21 protein-coding genes are annotated in these 17,706 nt (G+C 31.3%); 8 read left to right on the top strand and 13 right to left on the bottom strand.

The window, feature by feature from the left end:
* Window positions 1-16 precede the first annotated feature (16 nt).
* The 5 genes from IEW41_RS06315 (at window position 17) to IEW41_RS06295 (ending at window position 5,097) form a co-directional block, all read left to right on the top strand.
* On the top strand, window positions 17-1,471 hold the full coding sequence (locus IEW41_RS06315) for a sensor histidine kinase (protein ID WP_188605448.1): 1,455 nt from the start codon (window positions 17-19) through the stop codon (window positions 1,469-1,471).
* Window positions 1,472-1,477: 6 nt separating this feature from the next.
* A complete protein-coding gene (locus IEW41_RS06310; protein WP_188605447.1) occupies window positions 1,478-1,897 on the top strand; it encodes a copper resistance protein NlpE N-terminal domain-containing protein in 420 nt (139 codons plus the stop codon).
* A gap of 18 nt (window positions 1,898-1,915) precedes the next feature.
* A complete protein-coding gene (locus IEW41_RS06305) occupies window positions 1,916-2,698 on the top strand; it encodes an enoyl-CoA hydratase/isomerase family protein (protein ID WP_188605446.1) in 783 nt (260 codons plus the stop codon).
* A gap of 20 nt (window positions 2,699-2,718) precedes the next feature.
* The gene (locus IEW41_RS06300; protein ID WP_188605445.1) at window positions 2,719-3,885 is read left to right on the top strand and encodes a toxin-antitoxin system YwqK family antitoxin; all 1,167 of its coding nucleotides are present in this window, start codon (window positions 2,719-2,721) and stop codon (window positions 3,883-3,885) included.
* 138 nt (window positions 3,886-4,023) lie between these two features.
* Window positions 4,024-5,097, top strand: coding sequence for a PA0069 family radical SAM protein (locus IEW41_RS06295; protein WP_188605444.1), 1,074 nt, complete (start codon window positions 4,024-4,026; stop codon window positions 5,095-5,097).
* On the opposite strand, the gene IEW41_RS06290 is transcribed toward IEW41_RS06295, so the two are convergent.
* The 6 genes from IEW41_RS06290 to IEW41_RS06265 form a co-directional block, all read right to left on the bottom strand.
* Window positions 5,083-5,547 (bottom strand): GNAT family N-acetyltransferase, encoded by a 465-nt coding sequence (locus IEW41_RS06290; protein ID WP_188605443.1) that lies wholly within the window; start codon window positions 5,545-5,547, stop codon window positions 5,083-5,085. The two genes, IEW41_RS06295 and IEW41_RS06290, sit on opposite strands and share 15 nt — an antisense overlap.
* Entirely contained in the window at window positions 5,534-6,187 is a 654-nt protein-coding gene (locus IEW41_RS06285; protein WP_188605442.1) for an HD domain-containing protein, read from the bottom strand. The genes IEW41_RS06290 and IEW41_RS06285 overlap by 14 nt, the downstream gene beginning before the upstream one ends.
* A gap of 65 nt (window positions 6,188-6,252) precedes the next feature.
* The gene (locus IEW41_RS06280; RefSeq protein ID WP_188605441.1) at window positions 6,253-7,242 is read right to left on the bottom strand and encodes an acyl-ACP desaturase; all 990 of its coding nucleotides are present in this window, start codon (window positions 7,240-7,242) and stop codon (window positions 6,253-6,255) included.
* A 9-nt stretch (window positions 7,243-7,251) separates the two neighbouring features.
* Window positions 7,252-7,989, bottom strand: a complete 738-nt coding sequence (locus IEW41_RS06275; RefSeq protein WP_188605440.1) for a lysophospholipid acyltransferase family protein — start codon at window positions 7,987-7,989, stop codon at window positions 7,252-7,254.
* Between the two features lie 36 nt (window positions 7,990-8,025).
* Window positions 8,026-8,421 (bottom strand): hypothetical protein, encoded by a 396-nt coding sequence (locus tag IEW41_RS06270; protein ID WP_188605439.1) that lies wholly within the window; start codon window positions 8,419-8,421, stop codon window positions 8,026-8,028.
* A gap of 105 nt (window positions 8,422-8,526) precedes the next feature.
* Window positions 8,527-8,937 (bottom strand): BrxA/BrxB family bacilliredoxin, encoded by a 411-nt coding sequence (locus IEW41_RS06265; RefSeq protein ID WP_188605438.1) that lies wholly within the window; start codon window positions 8,935-8,937, stop codon window positions 8,527-8,529.
* A 117-nt stretch (window positions 8,938-9,054) separates the two neighbouring features.
* On the opposite strand from IEW41_RS06265, the gene IEW41_RS06260 reads away from it, so the two are divergent.
* Entirely contained in the window at window positions 9,055-9,834 is a 780-nt protein-coding gene (locus IEW41_RS06260; protein WP_188605437.1) for a TerB family tellurite resistance protein, read from the top strand.
* On the opposite strand, the gene IEW41_RS06255 is transcribed toward IEW41_RS06260, so the two are convergent.
* The 7 genes from IEW41_RS06255 to IEW41_RS06225 form a co-directional block, all read right to left on the bottom strand.
* Window positions 9,831-11,021, bottom strand: coding sequence for a hypothetical protein (locus tag IEW41_RS06255; protein ID WP_188605436.1), 1,191 nt, complete (start codon window positions 11,019-11,021; stop codon window positions 9,831-9,833). The two genes, IEW41_RS06260 and IEW41_RS06255, sit on opposite strands and share 4 nt — an antisense overlap.
* A 43-nt stretch (window positions 11,022-11,064) precedes the next feature.
* Window positions 11,065-12,225 (bottom strand): metal ABC transporter permease, encoded by a 1,161-nt coding sequence (locus IEW41_RS06250; protein WP_188605435.1) that lies wholly within the window; start codon window positions 12,223-12,225, stop codon window positions 11,065-11,067.
* A complete protein-coding gene (locus IEW41_RS06245) occupies window positions 12,218-13,345 on the bottom strand; it encodes a metal ABC transporter permease (RefSeq protein ID WP_188605434.1) in 1,128 nt (375 codons plus the stop codon). Before IEW41_RS06245 ends, IEW41_RS06250 begins: the two co-directional genes overlap by 8 nt.
* Complete coding sequence (locus tag IEW41_RS06240; RefSeq protein ID WP_188605433.1) at window positions 13,345-14,082, bottom strand: metal ABC transporter ATP-binding protein; 738 nt, start codon at window positions 14,080-14,082, stop codon at window positions 13,345-13,347. Before IEW41_RS06240 ends, IEW41_RS06245 begins: the two co-directional genes overlap by 1 nt.
* A gap of 84 nt (window positions 14,083-14,166) precedes the next feature.
* Window positions 14,167-15,078 carry a metal ABC transporter solute-binding protein, Zn/Mn family gene (locus IEW41_RS06235; protein ID WP_188605432.1) on the bottom strand — a complete coding sequence of 304 codons (912 nt, stop codon included), beginning with the start codon at window positions 15,076-15,078 and terminating at the stop codon, window positions 14,167-14,169.
* 4 nt (window positions 15,079-15,082) lie between these two features.
* Complete coding sequence (locus tag IEW41_RS06230) at window positions 15,083-15,889, bottom strand: transporter (protein WP_188605431.1); 807 nt, start codon at window positions 15,887-15,889, stop codon at window positions 15,083-15,085.
* Complete coding sequence (locus IEW41_RS06225; protein ID WP_188605430.1) at window positions 15,873-16,529, bottom strand: metal-dependent transcriptional regulator; 657 nt, start codon at window positions 16,527-16,529, stop codon at window positions 15,873-15,875. Before IEW41_RS06225 ends, IEW41_RS06230 begins: the two co-directional genes overlap by 17 nt.
* Window positions 16,530-16,761: 232 nt before the next feature.
* Here IEW41_RS06225 and IEW41_RS06220 point away from each other — a divergent pair, with 232 nt between their 5' ends.
* Together IEW41_RS06220 and IEW41_RS06215 are read left to right on the top strand one after the other, a co-directional pair.
* Window positions 16,762-17,124 (top strand): hypothetical protein, encoded by a 363-nt coding sequence (locus tag IEW41_RS06220; RefSeq protein WP_188605429.1) that lies wholly within the window; start codon window positions 16,762-16,764, stop codon window positions 17,122-17,124.
* Between the two features lie 81 nt (window positions 17,125-17,205).
* A complete protein-coding gene (locus tag IEW41_RS06215; RefSeq protein WP_188605428.1) occupies window positions 17,206-17,706 on the top strand; it encodes a hypothetical protein in 501 nt (166 codons plus the stop codon).

The raw sequence follows: 17,706 nt of genomic DNA, 5'->3' as shown, positions 1-17,706 counted from the left end.
GTTTTTAAATCACTTCATGAAGTTAAACAAACTGTCTTTAAGAGTTCGAATTTTTATAGCAATGATACTATTGGTATTAATTGCATCAATATTAATTGCAGGAGTCACCATCTATCAATACAATGAAGAAGCTCACGATTATCATAAAGAACGTTTAGAACGTAAAGAAGAAAACATTCGTAGAAGTATAGATTTTGTAATAAGAGAAACAACTTGGGAAGTTAAAACTGAAAAAGTCCCTTTAATTTTCAAGGATGAGATATACAAAATCGCAGATATTCACCAACTTCAAATTAACTTATATGATTTAGAAGGTGGATTATTAAAATCCTCTAGAGCAACAATTGAAGCAGATTCAATTACTAAATGTTTAGATGCAGAAATACTTAATGCATTATACAATACTGCCGAACATAGGTATGTAAAGAAAACTCAGGTTAATGAAGAAACGTTTCAATCTTCTTATACTTATATCACAGACACAAAGTTTAAGCCTATTGCTATTTTAAATTTACCTTATCTCGAAGACGATGACTTTTTAAATAAAGAACTTAAAGAGTTTCTAGAGCGTTTAAGTTATGCCTATGTTTTCATGTTGTTCATTGCTATTGCATTAGCATATCTTTTATCAAAATATATTACAAAATCTCTTAAAACAATAAGCGATAAAATTAATGCTACAAGATTAGAAAAGCGCAACCAAAAAATTGATATAGAGTCTTCAAGCGAAGAAATTGCAACTTTGGTTACCTCATATAACAGCATGATAGACGAGCTCGAAGAAAGTGCTGTTAAACTAGCAACAAGTGAGCGTGAACAAGCTTGGCGAGAAATGGCAAAACAAGTTGCACACGAAATAAAAAACCCATTAACACCAATGCGTTTAAGTGTGCAAAATTTTCAACGTAAATTCAATCCCGATGATCCCAATATTCATCAAAAAGTAGATGAATATACCAAAACATTAATTCAGCAAATCGATACGATGAGCTCTATTGCATCAGCGTTTTCAAACTTTGCTAAAATGCCTGCTCAACAAAACGAAACGCTTAATGTGGTTAACATTGTTAAGCTTGCTTTAGATATTTTTAGCGAAGATTATATTTTCTTTTTAGCTGATGAAGAAAAGATAATTGCTAAATTTGATAGAACTCAACTTATTCGTGTAGTCACCAACTTAGTTAAAAATGCCATTCAGGCGATTCCTGATGATAGAGAACCTAAGATTATGGTCAATGTTAAATCAGAAAAAGACAATGTTAGCATTATTGTTGTAGATAATGGTAATGGTATTTCTGAAGAAAACAAAAACAAAGTTTTCGAGCCTAAATTTACCACAAAAACAAGTGGTATGGGACTTGGTCTTGCAATGGTTAAAAATATTGTTGAAACGTATAATGGAAGCATTACTTTTACTTCAGATAAAGATACAGGAACTGTTTTTAAAGTTACTTTCCCAAAAGAAAATTAAACACTTATGAAAAAGCTATTTTTTGTTTTATTGTTTTTTATTTGTGGTAATATGATTGCTCAATCTGGAGTGTATGTAAACGAACCTAAAAATTCCGATGGAACAAAAATAAAATGGACACTTACTTTAGAAGAAGATGGGACTTTTTTATATCATTTTTTAAGAGATCTTTCAGCCATTTCAAAACCAAATAAAGAAGAAAATTTTTATGGAAAAGGAACTTGGATTTTAGAAGGAAAAATTGTCACTTTATTATCTGAAAATGAAGATTTAAACGAACATTACACTGTAAATTTAAACAATTCCAAAGCAAGATATATTACCAAATCACCTAGAGATAAATCAGATAAAATTGTTAAAACAGCATTGCGTTTTTATGAATCTGAAACATCTTATATTAAAGGATTAGAGTTATATAAAGAATAATACAAATTAATTTACAAAATGAGTTACAACAATATTTTAGTTAAAGAAAATAATGGTATTACAACCATAACAATTAATCGTCCAAGTAAGCTTAATGCACTAAATAAAGCAACAATTGAAGAACTGCATGATGCATTTGAAGAAGCTGATAACGATACAAATACTCGAGTTATTATTGTTACAGGAAGTGGCGAAAAAGCTTTTGTTGCAGGAGCAGATATTAGCGAATTTGCTGATTTTGATGTTGAAAACGGAGCTAAATTAGCAGCTAAAGGACAAGAATTATTATTCGACTTTGTTGAAAATTTATCAACTCCTGTTATAGCTGCTGTAAATGGTTTTGCTCTAGGTGGAGGTTTAGAGTTAGCAATGGCTTGCCATTTTAGAGTAGCAAGTGATAACGCTAAAATGGGATTACCAGAAGTATCACTTGGAGTTATACCAGGTTATGGTGGCACACAACGTTTACCTCAATTAGTTGGTAAAGGGATAGCCATGGAAATGGTTATGACGGCTGGTATGATTGATGCCAATACAGCAAAAGAATATGGTTTGGTAAATCATGTAACTACACAAGAAGACTTATTAGAATTCTGCGAAAAAATAGCCAGCAAAATTATGCGTAATTCTCCAGTTGCTATTAAAGGCGCCATAAAAGCAATTAATGCTAATTTTAAAGATGGTGTTGATGGTTACAAAGTTGAAATAAAACAATTTGGGAAGTGTTTTGGAACTGAAGATTTTACCGAAGGCACCACAGCATTTTTAGAAAAACGTAAAGCAGAATTTCCTGGAAAATAATCTTAAGGACCAACAATTAAATGAAAACAAATAATCAATTGAAAAAAACGGTTCTATTTCTTCTAATTATTTTTAGAATATTTAATGTTGTATCTCAAAACGAGAATGTACTCTATATAGTAGATTCTATTCCTATAATTGAAGAGCCAAAAAAAGGGTTTGGAATTTTAACTGAAAATGATATTGATAATGTTGTTGTTATTAAAAATAAAAAGACAATTGATTCAATCGGTTATAAAAATTTAGATGGAATTATTTATGTTTTTACTAAAGATTATATTCAAAGGCCTGATAGTATTAAAGCTATTCCAACAACTAATAAGATGACCAAAATAAATGGTGTTTGGTGTCTTAAAAATGCAACTCCTTATTCGGGAAAATTTATAGATTATTATTTAAATGGAAAAATTCAGGGAGAAGGAGTGCTATTTAATGGAAAACTGAAAGGAAAACGATTAAAATACCATCTTTCGGGAAAGGTTTCAGACGAAATCGAATATGATAACGGAATTTCTAATGGGCTTGAGCAAAGATTTTATGCTGATGGCACTTTAATGCAAAAAGGGGTTCTAAAGAATGGGAAAGAAGTTGGTGATTGGGAGATGTATCATCCTAATGGACAATTGAAACAAAAAGCTCATTTTACAGACGAAGGAAAAATGGATGGAGAAGTAGTTTCATATTATTCAACAGGTAAAATTAAAGGAACAAGTTATTATGAAAATGGAGTTTTTATTAAAGATAAATTAAGTGAAAAGTTATTTGATTATTATAATGAATCACAAGAACTATACAAACAGGTTAATTATAAAGCAGCAATAAAAAAACTAACCAAGGCTATTGAGTTAGATTCGACTTGGGCTGATGGTTATTTTGCAAGGGGAACAATGAAATTAAATGATTTTCAATTTGATGAAGCTTTATCAGATTTTAATAAAGCATTAGAAATTGAACCTTATTTTACTAATGCATATTCTAATAGAGCGTTTACAATAATTAGAAAACATGAATTTAGTGATAGTAGAACTATATCTAAATCAAATGATTTTCAAATATTAGCCACAAAGGAAGTAGAAATTCCAAAATCAGAAATGACTAAAATATGTCAAGATCTAAATAAAGCTGTTTCACTAGGTGATGATAATCATATGGTTTTAGATGCCTTAGAAAAGTATTGTAAAGAATAAATCGCTCACAACAAATTTACTAAAGTAATTCCTACACAATTTGTTTATAACCAGTTTTCAATTTAACAGTATTAAAACTTATAATTAATTAATTTTAAAGAGTAGTTTTTCAAATAACCACCTTTTAATTTTAGTATTATGAACCCAAATCCTGCCATAAAAGGTCGTGGAGCACAACTCAACACTCCTAATCGATTTTTCCAATTAAGTCATGAAATGCGTGACGATTTCCTCGAATTTTGTGCTAAAGAAGGTGAAGAAGCCGATAAAAACAAAACGCTTTATCTGGAAGTGTTTCCTAAAACCATCGTCAATAAAGTTGATAGTCCAGATGTTGGTATGATGTATTCTATGAATATGTATCAAGGCTGCGAGCATGGTTGTATATATTGTTATGCACGCAATAGTCATGAGTTTTGGGGTTATAGTGCAGGCTTGGATTTTGAGCGACGTATTTTGGTTAAAAAAGATGCTCCAAAATTACTCGAAGAATTATTAAAAAAGAAAAGTTGGCAAGCACATCCAATTGTGATGTCTGGTAATACAGATTGTTACCAACCAGCCGAACAACAATTTAAAATAACAAGACAATGTTTAGAGGTGTTTTTAAAATATAAACACCCAGTTGCTATAATTACAAAAAACGCATTAATTCTTCGAGATTTAGATATTTTAAAAGAGCTTGCCAAGGACAATTTAATAAATGTAAATGTGTCTATTACTTCGCTTTCTGAAGATACTCGTCGAGTTTTAGAGCCTCGTACTGCAACCATAAAAAAAAGATTAGAAACCGTAAAAATATTAAGCGAAAACGGAATACCAGTAAATGTAATGTTAGCTCCAATAATTCCATCAATTAATAGCCATGAAATATTACCATTGGCAAAGACCGTTTCTGAAGCTGGAGCCTTGGGTATTGCTCACACTATTGTGAGACTTAATGGTGCAATAGGAGAAATATTTACCGATTGGATTAAGAAAACTATGCCAGATAGAGCAGATAAAGTATTGCACCAAATAGAAAGCTGCCATGGAGGGAATTTAAACGATTCTCGTTACGGAACACGAATGCGTGGTGAAGGTGAAATAGCTAAACAAATTAATGATTTAGTAAAATTGGCCAGACTGAAATATTTTAAAGGTAAGTCAATGCCTAAACTAAATACTACTCTTCACGAGCAATACAAAGTTGGGCAGTTAAAGCTGTTTTAATTGTTTTTCAAATACAATTTTTGTTTGCCCTTTTGTATTGGTGTAGACTTTAGTAATATTAAATCCGTTTTTTAAGTTTAAAATCATCATTGGTTTAAACCTATTCATGGACTTGGTTTTTAATACTGAAAATCCTTTTTGAATAGCATAATTTTCTTGCAAAGTAGCAAGCTGTTTTCCTATTCCAATATTTCTAAATTCAGAGTTTACGCCTCCAATCCAACTATAAAAAGTATTGTTTTCAATAGGATATCCAATTTTAAATCCAATAAGCTGCGTTTTTTTAAAAGCTAAAACAGAACAAATGTTTGCTTGTGTTGTAAAGCGAGTTTTAAAAAATTCTAAATCGGCATCTTCAAAAAGTTGATTATAAAGATGAAGTAATTCTGTGAAAAGATTGTTGCTTAAATCACCTTCAAAAATGTTATATGATATATTAACGTTTCCCATCCCATTCAGCATAAAATTGTTCTAAATACAATTCCATAAACTTATGTCGTTTTTCAGCAATTCGTTTTCCAGTTTTTGTGTTCATTTTATCTTTTAACAATAATAACTTCTCATAAAAATGATTAATTGTAGGAGCAGATGAAGCTTTGTATTCTTCTTTGCTCATATTTAGGTTGGGCTTAATATCTGGATTAAATAGTGTTCTGTTTTTAAATCCACCATAATTAAATGTTCTTGCAATACCAATAGCACCAAGCGCATCTAATCGGTCTGCATCTTGTACAACATCAAGTTCTGGAGACTTAAATTTTTGAATTTCGTTTCCTCCTTTAAAAGAAATGTTTTCAATGATTTTTATAACATGCTCAATAGCTTTACTATCTACATTAATATTGAATAAAAACTCACGAGCTACTTTTGGACCAACAGTTTCGTCTCCATTATGAAATTTACTATCAGCAATATCATGTAATAAAGCACCTAGTTGAACAATAAAAACATCTACATTTTCATTTTTTGAAATGAGTAATGAGTTTTTATACACTCTTTCAATATGAAACCAATCGTGTCCACCTTCGGCATTAGTAAGTTGTTCTTTTACAAAAGCTATGGTTTTATTAATTTGTTCTTTTGAAGTCATAGTTTAAAAATAAAAATTCCTTTCAAATAATCGAAAGGAATTTACTTATAAATATTAAAAGAGTTCTACCTTAAAACAGCAGGCTCAACCCATTTAAACTGGTATGAGTTTTCAGGAATTTTCATTCGTTCTGATAAACGTCTCATACGATCAGGTAATTTCATTAAATAATCGCGTGCTTTTTCTGCTTCATCAGATAGGTTTGTGATGTTACCTATTTCCCATCGTTTAACAAGCTTTTCTAAAATATCAACATAATCCATTGATGTGTAAACACCAATGCGCTGTGCTGTATTAGAAAATTCTTCAAAAGCAGTACTTATTTTATCTCCAGATTCTCTTAAAAAATGTGCTGGCATGGTAATTTTTTGTTTCATCATGTATTGAAAAGCCAACATCATCTGACTAGGATCGACTGTAAAAATACGTTCCACAAACTCTGAATATGCATGATGATGGCGCATCTCGTCTCCAGAAATTATATTACACATTTTAAAGAGTTGTTTGTTGCCTCTCTCTTTAGCCATCTTTGCAACTCTATTATGAGAAATATAAGTTGCCAACTCTTGAAAACTAGTGTAAATAAAGTTTTTATAAGGATCTCTATCTGTGCCTATATCAAAACCATCAGCAATTAAATGCTGCGTAGTTTTTTCAATTTCTCTCATATTAACACGACCAGATAAGTACAAATATTTATTTAGTACATCTCCATGTCTGTTTTCTTCCGCAGTCCAATGCCTAACCCATTTTCCCCAAGAGTTTCCACCTACTTGATCGACACCTTCAACATCCATTAACCAAGATTCGTATGTTGGTAAGGCCTCTTCAGTTATCATATCACCAACTAAAACCACCCAAAAATCATAAGGCAATTCTTTGGCTAATTCTCTAATTTCGGCAACTTCTTCAAAAAAATTATCACCTTCCGAATTAGGCAAAAAATCGGTTGGTTGCCATATTTTATCTACAGGAATAAGATATTTTTCTATTAAGGAATCGACGTCTTTTTCCAGATGCTGCATTACCTCCAATCGTACATTTTTTAAAGACATAATTTATTTTTAGGGATTAATATTTGAAGAAATAGTATGTTCAATAGTACGTATTAATTCTTCTCTATTTGTAAAGGTAGCTAATTTGATAGGCTGATGCACTGTAAACTTCAAATGATTTCCAATTCCCATAGGAAATTTACCATATCTTAACATTTTCCATGAGTTATTAATACTTATTGGAACAATTGTAGCAGACGGAATTTTTTTAAATAAAACCTCTAGCCCTTTAGTTTGAAACGGTTTAGGCTCTCCATTTTTACTACGTGTGCCTTCAGGAAAAATAACAGCAGCTCTTTTTGTTTCTTCAATATATTCTCCAAATTTCATAATAGCTGGTAATGACTGCCTCGGATTTTTTCTATCAATTAAAACAGAACCTCCATGACGTAAATTGTAAGAAACACTAGGAATTCCTTTGCCTAGTTCTTGTTTGCTAATAAATTTTGGATGATGCTTACGCATGTACCACATTATTGGCGAAATGTCGTACATACTTTGATGATTGGCTACAATTATTAAAGGTTGGTCTGTATCTATTTGGTAAGGGTTAGTAAACGTATAACGAGTTCCCAATATATTTGTTGAGCGCATGATAAAAAACTGTAACCAATCGACGCTAGTTTTGTGTGCCTTATAACCTAGCACATTAAAGCAAAACCACTGTATGGGATGAAACACAACAAGTGTTAATCCAAAACAAAGCAAATAGATAACAGTTAAAGGGTAAGCTAAGATTTTATTCATAGCCCAAAAGTAATAAAAACTTAATGCAAAACTATATTAATATATAGGAATACATTGATTGTTTTCGCAACTAAAATCTATTGGAGGAATTGGTGTAGAACAGTCTGAAACTGCGTCACAATTTTCGTTATAGTCTGCTTCAAGAGCATTGTATGAAGCAACAAGATTTTCTAACTCCATTGTGTCTATTGATGTTGTATAAAACAAAAATTCCCATGGTCCACCACATGGTTTACTTCCAAAAGCAATGTAACGACATTCAAAATTTTCGTTACAAATAGAAGTTGCAGCAAGACCTTCAATATTGGCCTTAAGTGAGCTTAAATAAATAAGTTGGCTATCACAAAATGAATCAGAATCGTCTTCAATACAGCTAGATGTAGTTAAAGATAGAATTAGAGTAAGTACTAAAAATAGATTAAATGTTTTCATAGCAAGAGTTTTTACAGTAGATGCGTGTTTGCAAAAAAGGTTGCGTTTAAACACAAAAAAAGCCACATACATTTATGTGGCTTTTAGTTATCAACTTAATACTTTTTAGCAATATTCGTTGTAAGCATCTACAAGGTTTTCTGCAATCATTTCAGCTGGACGACCTTCAATATGATGACGCTCTAGCATGTGTACTAATTCTCCATTTTTAAATAAAGCCATACTTGGTGAGCTTGGAGGAAAAGGAATCATGTGTTGTCTTGCTTGGTCAACAGCTTCTTTATCTACACCTGCAAAAACAGTAACAATATGATCAGGACGTTTTGCATTTTGTAAACTTATTCTAGCTCCTGGACGAGCATTTGCAGCTGCGCAACCACAAACAGAATTTACAACTACTAAAGTAGTGCCTTCTTTTGCTAAAGCAGCATTTACAGCTTCTGCAGTATGTAATTCTTCAAAACCAACTTTGGTTAAATCTTCACGCATTGGTTTTACTAATTCTGCTGGATACATATATTTTAAATTTTATAATTAATATTTAGACTGCAAAGATACCAATTGTGTAACAAAGTACCTATGTAATCTACTAACAAATAGTATATTTACCCATAAATAAAATCAATAGTTTACATGAGTTTTTCAAAATGGATAGGAGCATCGTTAGGTTGGTCGGTTGGTGGACCAATTGGTGCAATTATAGGATTGGCATTAGGTAGTGTTATAGATGCAATGTCTGATGGTAATAGAAGCCCTTTTTTAGGACAAGGCAATACTAAGCAACAAAGACGACAAACAACTTATAGAACAAGACCACAAGAGCGCCCAAAAACTCAGTCTGGCGATTTTGAAGTGAGCCTACTTATATTAGCTTCTATTGTAATTAAAGCAGATGGAAAACAAGATCAACGAGAATTAGATTTTGTACGTCAACAGTTTATTAACATGTACGGAAAAGAGCGTGCAGATCATGCTTTTAAATTGTTTAAAAATATTAATCAGCAACAAATACCAACGCGTCAGGTTTGTATGCAAATACAGCAAATGATGGATCATCCATCGCGTTTACAATTGCTTCATTTTCTTTTCGGAATAGCTAAAGCAGATACTATGGTTACTGAAAACGAAGTAACACAGATTTATACAATTTCTGGTTATTTAGGTATTAGTTCTCGTGATTTTGAAAGTATTAAAGCTATGTTTTATAATAGTAGCGATAATGCCTATAAGATTTTAGAGATTACTAAAGCTGCAACAGTAGATGAAATTAAAGCTGCTTACCGAAAAATGGCAAAAAAATACCATCCTGATAAAGTGATTCACTTAGGTGAAGAACATCAAAAAGGAGCGGAAGAAAAATTCAGACAAGTACAACAAGCTTACGAGCAATTGCAGAAAGAGAGAGGGTTTTAATCTGCAAGCAATGAATCAATTAGTTTTACTTTTAAACCAAAAAACGTTTTATCTTTTTTAATAACCGAATTATAATGTGGGATTGAGTAACTCCATATATGTTTCATTGGAGTAGCATTTTTTATAGAATCAGACTCACTTTTTGTTAATTTAACATACGATTTCCCATATTTAAGTTGTGATTTTTCTTCTCTTACTTTCATATAAACAGAGTTGATTGTGGCATTCATTTCAATAAAGGAACCATAATTTGAGTTTAAATCATATAAACTTAATATAATTTGATTTTCCTCGATAAAACTTTTAACTATTGAGAACAATTCTTCTTTTTCTATTATTTGATTTTTATAATAAAACTGATTTTCAATAAGTAAGATATAGTTGAGTTTTGAATTATCATTTTCAAACCAAGGGGAAAATGGTGGTAGAGGTGGAGTTGAATAGTCAAAAACTAAATCAACATAATCTTTGTTTATTTGAAATGGTGGAAGCTTTTTATTTAATGTTACATACTCATAATGGAAGCCTAATGAATCTGAATAATTTAAATTAATATCAATTACTAATTCAATTTGTAAAAAGTTAATTTTTTGATGTTCGAAAAACAGCTTTTCTATATCATTTAATTTTGCTGACTTATCAATAAAAAGTAATGAAACAGGTAAAGGTAAATGTCCACTACGATGTCCAATGGCAAGGAAACTTGGAATATCATTAAAGTCAGCATAGCTATCATTCAATTGTAGACTAAATTCTCCATTATCTAATCGCTTTCCATAGTTTATATAAATGGTTGCATTGTTATCTTGTTTGGATGGATTTAACAAATGTGAAGTTTTTGGCAAATCGATAGATAATAATATTTTAGCTCCATATAAAGTATCAGCTTTATCTCTTATGAAATAGATAGAATCGTTTAAGGTCAAAGTATCTCTGTCAATTATACTTTTTAATGTTAAGCCATTGAAATTTAAATTATTGTTTTTAATGGATAAAGGATACTTGTGCCAATATTCAAAATAAGGATAACAAATTTTTATAGAATCGTTTTCAATGACAAGGTTTCTCGCCTCATTATAACCACTGTACTTTAACATACTATTTGTCCATCTTCCTTGATACTTCTCTTTATTCTCACAAGAATAAATGATTATAAATAAAATAAATAACGGAAATAGGTTTTTCATAAAGACCAATATTTAAGACAATAGCCATATAAAGATACCAAAGTTACCCTCTAAACAAAAAGAAATCGTCTTTCATGTCTTCAATTTGTGCGTCTTCATTAGTGATAATATAATCGATAGCTTGAGATGTAAATTCATCACCTTTTTCGGTGAGTGAGACAATTTTATTATCAATTACAATCATGTTGTTTTTAAGCGCTAAATCAAGAACTGTTTTACTACGTACTTTTTGCCAATTAATATGTTCGTTAAGGTGATTAACATGACGTTCAGTTTCTTCATTATGATTTTTTAAATGCAATAAAAACGTTAGTAATGACACTTCTATACGTTGCTGTTTTTCTCTGTACATTACTGCAATGAGTCCTTTACTTGGTGCAAACAAATACACTAACAAAAACAACACACCAAGCATGGTAGTAATTGAACCAGCAATAGATGCATCAAGCCAATGCGCAAACCAATAGCCAGAAATAGCACTCAAAACACCAAAAACAATAGCAAGTCCTAGCATTTTCTTTAAATCTGTAGTCAATAAATAGGCACTTGCAGCAGGCGCAATCATTAAAGCGACGACTAAAATAGCACCAACAGCATCAAAAGCACCAACCGTTGTGACAGATGATACTGTCATTAATCCATAATGAATTAAAGCAGGTGAAAAACCAAGTGAAGCCGCAAGTCCAGCATCAAACGTACTTACTTTTAACTCTTTAAAAAAGGCAATTAATAATCCAACAGTAATAACTAAAATAGAACCTATAATCCATAATGATTTTGGACCAACATCAGTTCCAGAAATAAAGAGTCTATCAAAAGGCGCAAAAGCCAATTCACCTAATAAAACCGCATCTACATCTAGATGCACATCATTGGCATTTTTAGCAATCATAATCACACCAATACTAAACAATGCAGGAAACACTAAACCGATAGCTGTGTCTTCCTTTACTAATCCTGTTTTCTGAATTCGTTCAACTAAAACTACTGTTATAACTCCAGTTAAAGCTGCTAATAAAATAAGTAAAGGTGAGTTGAGGTCTTGTGTGATAAAAAACCCAACAACAATTCCTGGTAATATAGAATGACTAATAGCATCACTAATCATTGCCATTTTACGAAGTACTAAAAATGTACCTGGAATAGCACAAGCAATGGCAACTAAACTTGCAATAAGCTGTATTTCTATTTGAGCATTACTCATCTTCTTTTGCTTGTTGGTTATACAAATTTGAAGCTTTGTCAAAGCCTTTTTGAGTTAAACTCCACATAGTTCCATCTAGTACCACATATTCTTTATCTACTAATTTTTGAAGCGTTTTTCGAGTAAACCCTTGAAAATTGTTTAATATTTTAATAGTATGAGGATGCGAAATATTGTCGTGTGTTTCTGCAATGTGATACATAAACGCTAACGTTTTTTGCTGCTCTAAATCACGTCTGTTGGCAATAAATCTGATTTGACGGAATAGTAAGCCTCGACTAGGCGAAAATATAAAGGAGAATATGACAAATACTGAAGCCACCAAAACAATTACAGGACCAGTAGATAAATTATTTTGGCTAGAGCTTATTGCTGTTCCAAATACACCAGAAAATGCTCCAAAAACTGCAGCTAAAAACACCATTTTGCTCAAACTGTTAGTCCATTGTCTTGCAGCAGCAGCAGGAGCTAAAAGCATAGCACTCATAAGCACAACACCTACTGTTTGTAAGCCTAAAACAATAGCCAAAACAATAAAGCTTGTTATTAAAATATCAATGGTTTTGGTATTAAAACCAAGGGTTTTAGCGTAATCTTTATCAAACAATAATATTTTAAATTCTTTCCAAAAGAGTAGTAGTACAAACAAACAAAGCCCTGTAACAATTGCCATTAACCAGACGTCACTTTCAACTAATGTTGCAGCTTGTCCAAATAAATATTTATCTAATCCTGCTTGATTTGCGTTTGGTTGCTTTTGAATAAAAGTGAGTAAAAGCATTCCAAAACCAAAAAACAACGAAAGAATTAATCCTAAAGCAGTATCTGATTTTAAGTGTGTTTTGGTAATAATACCTCTAATCCAAAACGTGCCTAAAAGTCCACTAACTAAAGCGCCTAATAGCAATGTATTACTGTCTTTTGCTCCAGTAATTAAAAATGCAATAGCAATTCCAGGTAATGCAGCATGCGAAATAGCATCACCTAGTAAACTTTGTTTACGAAGCACAGCAAAGCTACCAAGCATACCAGTAACTGCTCCTAAAATAGCAGTTCCTAATGTGATGGTACGAAGCGTGTAATCACTAAATACTAAAGAAAAATACTCTTGTAAATCCATTACTCTTGAATACTCACTTTATAGTTAATTCCGTAGGTTTTGGTTAGATTATCATCATTAAAAATGTCTTTAACAGGACCAGTTGCAATTTTTTTCACGTTTAAAAACGTTACCCAATCAAAATATTCTGGAACGGTTTGCAAATCATGATGAACAACGATAACTGTTTTTCCTGCTTTTCTTAATTCTTTTAAAATATTAATGATGGCAATTTCGGTTGTAGCATCTACACCTTGAAACGGTTCGTCCATAAAGTATATGGATGCATCTTGAACCAAGGCCCTGGCTAAAAAAATGCGCTGTTGTTGTCCGCCAGAAAGCTGACTAATTTGTCTGCTCTTAAAAGGCAACATTCCTACTTTTTCTAAAGCTTCGAGTGCTGCTTTTTTCTCTTTTTGACCAGGACGTTTAATCCAACCCAAACTTCCATAAGTTCCCATCATAACAACATCTAAAGCTGTAGTTGGAAAATCCCAATCTACACTTCCTTTTTGTGGGACGTAAGCAACAAGTGAGCGTTGTTTTTCATAAGGCTTTTCGTAAATACTAACACTGCCAGCAATAGGTTTTAAAATACCTAATATAGCTTTTATAAGGGTAGATTTTCCTGCGCCATTTGGTCCAACAATAGCCATAAGCACGCCTTCTGGAATTTCTAAATCGATATCCCAAAGCACAGGCTTGTAGTTGTAAGCAACCGTTAAATCGTCAACTTTTACTGCTATTTTTTGTTTCATAATTTTCTGTCATTCCGCACTTGATGCGGAATCTATTATTTTAATCGAATTCTGCGTCGTAGCGCAGAATGACAAATGAGTTCTTTATTTAAGTGCGTTTACAATTGTGTTTACATTGTATTCAAACATACCAATATAAGTGCCTTCAATGGTTCCTGCATTTCCTAAAGCATCTGAATATAATGTGCCTCCAATTGTAACTTCATGACCTTTAGATTTTACAGCGGCTTGTAAGGCTTCAATAGTACGTTTTGGAACAGAACTTTCTACAAAAATGGCTTTTACATTTTTTTCAATAATAAATGCTGCCAATTTTTGTACGTCTTGTACTCCAGCCTCAGTTGCTGTTGATAATCCTTGTAATCCAACCACCTCAAAACCATAATTTTTCCCAAAGTAATTAAAAGCATCATGTGCTGTAACTAATATTCTTTTTTCTTGTGGGAGTGTTTCAATAGTCGCTTTTATTTGTTCTTGTAAAGCATCTAATTTAGATAAGAAAATCTTCTCGTTTTCAATATAATTTGCAGCATTTTCAGGATCTTTTTCTGAAAGTACTTTAGTTACTTTATTAGCAAATAGTTTGAAGTATTCGATATTAAACCATACGTGAGGATCGTAATTTGATGCAAAATAGTCTGAACCTATTAAGGTGCTTTTGTCAATTTCTTCAGCTAAAGCAATTGGTGTTTTATTGCTCTTTTCCATTTTTTCAAAGACTTCAACCAATTTACCTTCCAAATGCAATCCGTTATAGAAAATAATGTCTGCGTTTACAAGTTTAGATACGTCTCCTTCACTGGCTTTATATAAATGCGGATCAACACCACTTCCCATTAAACCTTGAACATTTACATAATCACCACCTATGTTTTTTGCCAAATCGGTAATCATAGTTGTAGTGGTAACAATGTTTAGTTTTCCGTTATCTTTCTTGTCATTTTTACAGCCAAAAAAAACTGATATAATTGAGAATATTAGTATGTGTTTTTTCATTGTATTAATTGTTTTTAGTAGGTAATCTGAAACTAACTCCAGCGCTAATTAATATATCTTGTCCCTTGGTAATGCTTGAACCAACTGTAGCATCTAATTGCACATTGTTTGAGACTAAATAAGTAAGACCAGCATCCCAAAGATGATTTGCTTTACTGTTTTCTGGTAAATCACCATAAAGTTCTGCGTAAGCACCTAATTTATCAGTAATACTGTGACCATATGCTATAGTGTAAACATACGATGCTTCTGGTGAATCGTCTCCCCAAGCTGCACCAAGATTATATGATAAGCTAGAGTTTTCACTTAAGGTGTGTGCAAATGAAAATCTAAAGTCTACTCCTGTGGTTTCTGGTTTGTAATCGTTACTTGCAGTAAATGGCAGGTATAAATGACCAAGAAATCCAATTTCTGGGAAGCAACCATTTTCTTGTGCTATACTTGTTTTAAAACCAAATAGCAAAGGATTAAAGCCACTGGTGACATCGTCTAAAGTTGTACCATTTACTTTTGTTTTGCCCTCAACAAAATCCCATCCTAATCGAAGTTCGAGATTATTTAATAAACCGTAACGAACCAAAGTAGTATTGTAAGTATAGTTTTCATTTTTAATGTTATTGTCTTCAAAAGATTCGTAAAATGATCCTGTTTCTACTTGAAGGAAACCTTTTGGCATTGGTGTTGGAGATTCTGTTGCATCTGGTCTGTCTGTTATTAGCGCTTCAAGAGATTCATCTTCTTGAGCAAATGCCGAAGCAGAAATTAGACTTAAAAAAAGCGCAAATATGTTCTTGTTAAATTTCGTTGACATAGATAATGTTTGTAAAATCTTCATTAAGAAGAATAGTGTTATTATTAATTGAGATTTGTGTCATTTTGTTTTTACTGAATTGCTTTGTAATAGTAATAGTGTTTCCATATTTCAATCCATTTTGTGCACAGAAATCGAAAAACTCTTTATCATCACTCATTAATCTAGATATAATGTATGTTTTGCCTTCTTTAGATTGTGACAAAGCAATAGATATATCTTCAGTAGTGATTTCGCCATCAGCATTTGGAATTGGGTCTCCATGAGGATCAAATTTTGGATTTCCTAAATACTCACTTATTTTATTAGCCAAAAAATCTGAAGTTTCATGTTCTAACAGTTCAGCTTCACGATGAATTTCATGTAAGCTCATATCAAACATTTTGAATAGTAAAGCTTCCCAAAGGCGATGTTTACGCACAACATTTAGTGCCATTTTTGTGCCTTTTTCTGTTAACTGAAGTGCTTGATATTTTTCATAATGTAACAAATCTTTTGTCGCTAATTTCTTTGCCATATCTGTTGCTGCAGCATTAGAAATACCCAGCTTTTTGGCAATGTTACCAGGCTTGGTGTCATTATTATCTTGTATGTCGTTTTTGTAAATGGCCTTTACAAAGTTTTCAATTGCTACTGACATTTTTTATTACTTTAATTAATTTTTAAGCTTACTTAAATATTTTTCAAAGATAACTAAAATATTGAATTTTGAAAGTGATTTTATTAATTTTAGATAATAGCCAGTGCTTAATTAATTTAACATTACGTTAACGAATTTATATATACTTTTACCAAGATTTATTCAATGTTGCTTTAAGCATTCTATTGATGTAAAATCTTTAATTTATTTATCAATAGTTACTTCTGCGTTAATGAAAAAAGAAGTGTTTTTTGCTTATTTAAAAGTTATATTTTGCGTCTTATTATTTAGTATAAGCTCTATTAGTTTTGCTAATTCTGAGATAAAGACTCAATCTCAAATTAAAAGCGAAAAACAGGATTTAGTATTCAAAAACGCTAATCATTCTACTTTTTTATTAGTTGAGTCAGAGCTAGATGTTAATACTGTTTTAATTTCTGGATTTAAGAAAACAAGTAGTATTTATTGCCTTAGAGTTAATTCAATTCTTAAGCATAATAATAAAACAAATAAGCTTACCTATAATTTTATTCATTTAGTAACTCCTAGTCTAGAGAGTACTAAAATGATCTTTCCATTCCATTCATTTTATTAAACGTTTTATTTTTTTAGTAAGACTTTGACTAAGTTTTAGTCATTAGGATTTTTAATATAAAATAATTTAAAACATAAAAAAATGAATACACAAGTAGCTATCATAACTGCTATAATTTTTATTAGCATCTTTTTACCAATATTTTTAATGATTAAATCTGGAAACACAGATTTTAATAAAACAATTAAACTTTTTAATAGTGTTGCTATTAAAAATAATTTAAAAATCAATCAGAAAGAGTTTTGGGGAAATACTTTTATTGGGATAGATGAGTCACAACAAATACTTTTATATAAAAAAGGGTTTGATAGTGATGATTTTAATATTGTAAATTTAAGTGGAATTAATCAATGTGAAATTTTAAAAAATGTTTCGCAAAAACGAATTGATAAAGTGGTTGTTAATATTTTAGATACTATAGATTTAAGGTTAACTTCTACAACAAATAAATCTTCTTATCTTTTTAATTTTTATAATATTGATAATGATTATAGAGAGGATTTTGAATACAAAAGAGCCGAGAAATGGGCTCAAATTATTAACAATAACTTGGCTTCAGTAGCCAAGAAAAAAGCAGCTTAA

Source organism: Aquaticitalea lipolytica (assembly GCF_014641635.1).
Taxonomy (GTDB): Bacteria; Bacteroidota; Bacteroidia; order Flavobacteriales; family Flavobacteriaceae; genus Aquaticitalea; species Aquaticitalea lipolytica.
Note: the sequence above shows the minus strand (reverse complement) of the source record. Positions and strands in the feature narration are given on the sequence as shown.